This is a genomic window from Treponema sp. R8-4-B8 (genome assembly GCF_054786175.1).
The window spans coordinates 118,984-126,653 of sequence record NZ_BDHE01000124.1 but is presented as its reverse complement, the minus strand read 5'-3'; the positions used below and the strand labels follow the sequence as shown (position 1 = coordinate 126,653).

Below are 7,670 nucleotides of genomic sequence, written 5' to 3'. Positions count from 1 at the left end.
CTTTTTATTCTTCGCTTGCGGTTACAGAAGGAAAAAGCGAAAAACTTCATGAAAATCAAATCAACGGGTTTACAAATTGGAAAAACCGCCGCTGTAAAAATAGCGCATCAGGCGGAAAATGGACGCTCGGCGAAAAGATAAAAGACGCTATTAAAGAAAAATACGCCAAAACTGGAAAATACGGCGTATCCGCCACATCGCTTCAAAAATATTATCAGTGTTCTTTTAAATGGCTCTTTGAAAATGTTTTCGCTATTGAAAACTCACGCGTTGAAACAAGCCTGATGGCGGAAAATTTATCGGGTCTTGTATACCACGCGATATTAAATAATTTTTTTACAGAATTAAAAAATGACTCCCCGCTGCTTTGTCCTGTGCAAACTGATTTAGGCTTGTCTCTTCCGCCGCCTTACCGCGCCCTGCTTGAAAAAAGCATAAACAAAATTTTTGACTGTTTCCCATTATTAAAAACTGACGGCAGCCCGCAGATGAGCGCCCTTACCGCCCGCCTGTTACGCGCTGGAAAAGACGATGTTAATTATCATCTTGACAGATTCCTTTCTTCTTTTCTTTCTTTTTTCGCGGGATACAAAGTCGCCGGAAGCGAATGTAATTATAATTATGAAGAAGACGCATACATCCTTAACGGATTTGTCGATTGCATTTTAAAAGAAACTCATGAAGGAACTGATAAATACGTCATTGTCGATTTTAAATTAAAAAATATGCCCGACCGCCGTGATTGTACCGCTGACAAAGATACGCCGCTTACGAATTTCCAGCTTCCCATGTATATAACATTAATCGAAAAAAATGAACAATTCGACGTATACGCCGCTCTTTTTTACAGTATTATCGATCAAAAACCGCAAGTTATAATTGGAACAATTCATGATGAGATCGCAAATAAAAATATTCCGTCTAAAGAAGAGGAACAAATTCTCCGAAGTAGTGAACGTTATATGAAAATTTTTAATGAATTTAAAAACAGAACGGAGCAATTTACGGAAGAAATATCGTCAGGTAATTTTACGGTTTTTCCGCAGGACAACAGCGATTGTTACAACTGCGATTATCAGCGTATATGCCGGACAGCCTATATTATCAATCGCGAAAATAAAAAATCTTTGGGGAAACATTGATGATTGTAAAAACAAATATTAAGCAGTTAAATGAAGAACAAAAAAAAGCCGCTTTCTGTGAAGAGAATGCGGTTGTCGCGGCAGGAGCCGGTTCGGGAAAAACCATGGTGCTTGCCCATCGTTTTGCCTGGCTGCTCACAGAGAAAGATTATAAAGTAGATGAAATATTAACGCTTACATTTACAAAGAAAGCCGCCGCTCAAATGTTTAAAAGGATATACTCCATACTTTCACAAATCGCGCAGGAAGAAAACGGCGTAAAAAGCCAAAGGGCGCAAAAAGCTATTGATGATTTTATTCGCGCAAGAATACAAACATTGGACTCATACAGCACGTCGATTGTCAAGCAATGCGCGCCCCGTTACGGAATAAAGCCTGATTTTCAAATTGATCAGCAGAGGTGCTATAATATCGCTTTGGAAGTTTCGTATCCCTTCTTTATAACTCACCGCCATCACCCGGCGGTAAAAAGACTTTATTCGGGAAATCGTCCGAACAACATCGTTCACAATATTTTTGCGGACATTTTATTTAATTACAGTTTAATCGACAGGCCGCGTGATTTTTTATCCGATTTAAATTATCAATTTAGCGTTCTTTGTTCGCAGTGGGATGATTATATTAAAAAAATAAGAAAATTGTTAGATGAAATTAAGCGCGATGTTGGCGAAGATAACGCGCTTCTTCCCATTCTTGTCCCTGTAATCGAAAAAAAAGAAAATAAAAATATTTACATCCCCTGGAGCGCAGATATACAAAAATATTTTAATCAACTGCAAAATACTCCGGTAGAATCGGTAATTGAAGAAGCTGAATCCCATCCGCTGCATAAATCTTTTTTTAATTTTTTGTTTTTTTTACATACCCTAAAAACTTTAAGTTTAAGAGGGGGAAAAAAATCCGATAATCCCGTAAAGGAAAATATCAATCTGCTCCGCGATATTTACGATTCCTTTTCAGCTTTGACAATCTCATGCATGCAGGCGGGCTTTATTATTTCGATAATGTCTTTGCTTTCAAGATTGCAAAAACGCTATCTTGAAATGAAACGGACGGAGGGCGTTCTTACTTTCCGCGACGTGGCAAGCCTTTCAAGAACCATTCTTATCGAACAAACTGACATAAGGCGGAGCGAAAAAGACGCTATTAAATCAATAATGATAGACGAGTTTCAGGACAATAATGAACTTCAAAAAGACATTCTTTTTCTTCTTGCAGAAAGACCGAATAAATTGAATAAGGGCGTTCCCCCCGCGGAGGATTTATGCAAAGGAAAATTATTTTTTGTAGGAGATGAAAAACAGTCTGTTTATTTTTTCAGGGGCGCCGACGTATCCGTCTTTCGCAAATTAAAAGAAGAAATAAAAAGCGGCTATCTTCCGTTAAAAACAAATTATCGCTCTTCCTCCGGTTTAATAGGCGCTTTCAACGCAATCTTCGGCGGAATTTATTCCGAGTCAAATGAAAAAACTCCGTCTGTAAAATACAATTCCGTCTTCGCGCGGTCAAAAACTCTCCCCCTCTATGAAGCTGAATATGCCCCTCTTATCGCGGGAGGTTCAGGCGGCGGAAATTTAACGCTTTGTATTTTAAATAAAAAAACTGACGCTGTGGAAGATGACAGGCTTTCCGCGGACGATAATGAAGCGCGGTTTGTCGCGGAAAAAATCAAACAATTACTGTCAGAAAAATATCAGCCCGATGATATTGCAATTCTTTTTCGCAAGCGCTCTACCCAGCATTTTTATGAAAAACATTTAAGAACCTTAGGAATTCCATACGCTTGCGAAGACATTAACGATTTATTTTACGGCGGCCCTGTAAATGATATTTTATCCGTTCTTCGCTTGGCAGCGCACCCCATGGATAAAGCCGCCTACGCCGAAACGCTCCGCTCGCCTTTTGCGGGCCTTTCCATATCGGGAACCGCCGCCTGCCTTTCCGTTTACGGTGAAACTCCAAATGACTCCCAGCCGTTTGACGACAAACCGCTTGATTTTCTTGACGCAGCCGACAAAGAAAAATATCTTTGCGGAAAAAATGTCTACTTGTCAATTTGCGAAAAAGCAAAAGTAAAAAATATTAGCGAACTTGTAAGCGAATTATGGTACAACGAAGGATACCGCTATGAAACGGAATGGAATCCTCAAACAAGCGTCTACCGTGAATTGTTTGATTATCTTTTTCATCTAGCGGCTAACGCTGACGCGGAAAATCAGGGGCTTGCCTCTTTTACGGATTCAATGATTGAACTTAGGGATTCAGGAGAAAGGCTCTCCGATATTGAAATTCCTTTGGAACGGAAAAGCGCCGTTCATATTACGACAATACATAAAAGCAAGGGGCTGGAATTTCCGGTCGTATTTATTTGTTCCTGCGGGAAAAAAAGCCAAGTAGACAATTGCGACGACGTATATCTTTCCGATACGGCAGGCCTTGTTTTTAGCCCCCCGCCTCCTCTTGAATGCCGTTCAATTTCAGGAAAACGTAAAAACTTTTTCTGGGAACAGGCTAATGAAGAAACAAAACGTAAAAGAACAGCGGAACTTAGGCGGCTTTTATATGTCGCTATGACAAGGGCGGAAAAAGAACTGTATATAACAGGCTCGCTTAATATTGATGACAAAGAAAAAACAGATGATTTTTCGCTTGCATTAAAAAGACATATAGAAGAACAATGCGAAGGAAAAGAAAATTATATTGAAGGCGATTCTATTTTGAATAACGACACGATATTCGGTCTTCTTTTGCCGTCGATTGCCTCTTATATTCCCAATGATGGCTTAAAAAAAGCTTCAAGTTTTTTCAATCTGGAAGAAATACAGCCATTAACGGAAGAAGATTTAAAAAAACAGGAAACATGCCTTTACGGCATAACTAACGATCAAAATGGATTAAATGAATTTTTTAAAAAAGTTTCCCCTTTTTATGAAAGAAAGGAAATCTTAAAAACTCTCTTTATGCGTAAAAATCACATAACGCCGGTATCATTGAAAAAAAACGAAGAAGAAAACAAAGAAATCGAGGGTAAAGAGCTGCCTGTTAAAGAAGAATTTTCAGGCGTTAAATCAAAAGATGTTTTTAGAAAAGTAGATTCAATACTGTCCCGTTTTTCACAAAGCGACGATGAATCATCTGAAAAATTTAATTCGGGAAGTTTTGGAACTATCGCGCATATTTGCGTTGAGGCGCTTTTGGAAAAAACGGAAATTGTAATCCCGTCAAATATTTCAGGCCTATTAAATGAAGATGAATTGAATATTTTGCTTGAAGCCGGAAATAAATTAGCCCGCCGTTTTGTGGCTTCTCCCCTTGGAAAGATAGCGCAAACGGCGAAGCTTAGGGAAAGCGAGTTTCCATTCAGGACGCTGTTAAAAAGCAAGGAAGGAAAAGAGATATTTATAAACGGCACTGTCGATTTGTTTTTTGTAGATAAAGACGCGGTTCATATAGTAGATTTTAAAACTGACAATACCGAAAAACCGTGGGAGCATACGGCGCAGATGGCCTGTTATTATCAGGCTATTTCAAACCTTTTTGCCGCCCCTATAAAAAAAGAATGCCGCATTTGGCTTTACTACCTTAGAACAGAGCATGCGGTGGAAATGACTGACAGGGTGAAAATGGCTAATATTGAGCAGAAGGCTTTTGAGAGTTGATAAAGACGTATGCAGATCTGTTACACGATGTATGCCCATGGAATTTATTCAGTACAGGCGGGCAGGCTGCCCGCCTGTACTCAAGGATTTATTTGGCATACATCTTCTAGCGCTAATAAGCATTTTACCTGTGTGCCATCATAGGAGTTACCACTGCGCTTCCTATAATTTTTCGCGTGTCTGGTAAGATGTCTACTAGTGTACTAAAGTTCGACACCGTTGCGGTTACTTACTGAATCTTTCTAAAAGTACCTGTATGTCCTCCACTTACAGTTAAGGTTTTTCCGTATAAGAGAGAGAATTTGAATTCACACGATAAAATGGCTGTAAAATAGCGGTTTTTTCGCTCATGTTTATAAAATTGCATAGATTGTAAAAAAGTGCAAGTGATATTTCGTGTAACTAGCGCGTGAAAATTTTTCGTATTAATTTATTGTTTTTTGAAAAAAAAGTGGTATATTATTAATTAGAGGAATAAAATGAAAAAGACTCTGATTATTTTATTATCTACATTAATTCTGTTTGCCGGGTGTAACTCCGATTTTTTTGGCGGTAATAATGAAGGAAGCGGCAATTTTTCTCCACCCAATGTAACAGAACTTTCTTTAAACACATGGGCTGACGGCAATATTACAGCCTCAAACGGCGAGCAATGGTTCAAATTCGTCGATTCTTATTTCTATCCATATAAAGAGCCAACCATACATATAAATTTCGGTACGCTGACAAATCTGAATGTTCAGATATATAATTCAAACGGCAGTACTATAGGAGGGAAGAAAAACTATTCCGGCAATACAAAAATCAATAAATGGGAAAATAATTTACCGGCTGTACAGTATATAAAGGTGACGCCGAACTCAGGCAGCGGCACATATATGATAGCCTGTAATACATCTGATACGGCGCCTGATCTACCCATAACATTGCCCTCCAACGCAATCGCGCTTACCGCCGACGATGCATGGACTGACGGCAATATTCAAACAGGAACCGATGAACAATGGTTTAAGTTCACTGCAACCGGCATAGTGAACTCAATGACCAATACGCGGTTTATACATATTAATTTTGACACGCTAACCAATTTGGATATTCAAATATATGACAACAGAGGTTATGTAGTTAAAAGCGAAAATTTATCCGGCGAAAAAGAAACTGTCAAGTTTACATCCTGTAATTTTTTAACTGGGGGGCAAGACTATTATATAAAGGTATCGACAAACTCAGACGGCGGCGCTTACAAAATAATGTTAAGTTTGTCCCATGAGGAGCCTGTCACCTATATAATATTGCCATCTGACGTACCCGCGCTTACTGCCGACGTATGGACTGACGGCGATATTCCCACAGAAACCGATGTGCAATGGTTCAAGTTCACAGCAACTTCCGAAACACACTACATACATTTCAAACAAAACACGCTAAGCGGCATATATGTTCAAATTTATAATACCGACGGAAGCAGGGCAAGTATCAAGACCGGTTTAAATAACAATACCCCCCTGAATAATTTAACTGTCGGGCAGGAGTATTATTTAAGGATTTTGCCGTATAGCTATAAAATATATTTTTATAATTCTTTAAATTATTATTATTCTTCATCTTGCGGTACGTACCAAATAATGTTAAATAAATCCTCAGTTGCTCCTTTAGTATTGCCATCTGACGCAAACACGCTTACAAAAGACATCTGGACTGACGGAAACTTTACCACAAGGTACGGCGAACAATGGTATACATTCACCGCAACCGATAGTACGCAGTACATACATTTTAATTTAGACACAATTAAAGAACTGTATTTTCAAATGTATGACAGCATAGGATATGCCGTTGATGCCGATGGAAACTTAATAAATATATCTAAGAAAAAAGCTCATAGATACGCTTGTTATTCTTTAACTGCCGGACATGAGTACTACATTAAGGTATCAACATCCGACAATTTAGGCACATATCAGATAACGTTCAACGCGTCCACGGAGTCGCCTGCCATAGAATTGCCATCCAACGCGGGAATGCTTACAGCAGGATGGAATACCGTCCCCACATCATCTGATGAAAGCTGGTTTAAGTTCACCGCAGATGCCGCAACACAGTTTATACATATTGCTTTTAGTTCGTCGTTAGATGTGTATGTTCAAATGTATGACAGCGATGGATATCAGTCGGGTTCCTGTGTAACTTTTAGCCCTGGTGTCGTCAAAGACTCCGATTGGAATTTAACTATTGGACAGGAGTACTATATAAAGGCATGGACAAACAGTACAAATAATAATTACTCATACCAAATAGCGCTCAATGATTCTTTGATCGCCCCTGCCATTCCTGTCCCTCCTGTCCCTCCCGTTGTCAGAAAATCGCTTAATTCCTCATGGACCGGAAGCAGTTTTACTGAAACAACCCACGATGAGTGGTTCGAGTTCACCGCAACCTCCAACAGACAATTCATACATGCGAATTTTGGTACGCTGGATCCTCTTTACGGTTTTGTTATTCATGTGTTTGACATCGCTAACGATGTAATTATTGAATATTTTAATTTCACGGTGATTAGCAGATGGGTGGTCAAGAACGAATTTGTTGCCGGGAGAAAATATTTGGTACACGCGCAGTCATTAACCCATACCGGCACATACTATTTAGCGGTCAATACGTCCACAACGGCGCCTAAATAAACAGAGATACGCTAAACAGACAAGGCGGACCGAGAGGAAGGAAATAAAATTTGCAGTTTTTTCAGGTTCATGCTATAAAAATATTTATTTTTAATGAAACTTACAAGTACATGGGAAAATGCAAAAACATCTTCTGTGGGTTCCCCGCGAGCATACATCGTCTAATAGTACAATTCAAGTATTAGACT

Annotated in this window: 3 protein-coding genes; all 3 read left to right on the top strand. The window is 39.1% G+C overall.

The features are described from left to right. The coding region (locus tag ACYVRA_RS07330; protein WP_461252092.1) for a PD-(D/E)XK nuclease family protein at positions 1 to 1,142 on the top strand (1,142 nt) is incomplete at its 5' end. After that, the gene (locus ACYVRA_RS07325; protein WP_461252091.1) at positions 1,142 to 4,801 is read left to right on the top strand and encodes a UvrD-helicase domain-containing protein; all 3,660 of its coding nucleotides are present in this window, start codon (positions 1,142 to 1,144) and stop codon (positions 4,799 to 4,801) included. The genes ACYVRA_RS07330 and ACYVRA_RS07325, both read left to right, overlap by 1 nt. A 479-nt stretch (positions 4,802 to 5,280) precedes the next feature. Beyond that, a complete protein-coding gene (locus ACYVRA_RS07320; protein WP_461252090.1) occupies positions 5,281 to 7,482 on the top strand; it encodes a hypothetical protein in 2,202 nt (733 codons plus the stop codon). The last annotated feature ends 188 nt before the right edge of the window (positions 7,483 to 7,670 follow it).

Bases quoted from the DNA above. Each gene is read 5' to 3' on its own strand.
- ACYVRA_RS07325 (WP_461252091.1), top strand. From the start codon at position 1,142: ATGATTGTAAAAACAAATATTAAGCAGTTAAATGAAGAACAAAAAAAA.
- ACYVRA_RS07320 (WP_461252090.1), top strand. From the start codon at position 5,281: ATGAAAAAGACTCTGATTATTTTATTATCTACATTAATTCTGTTTGCC.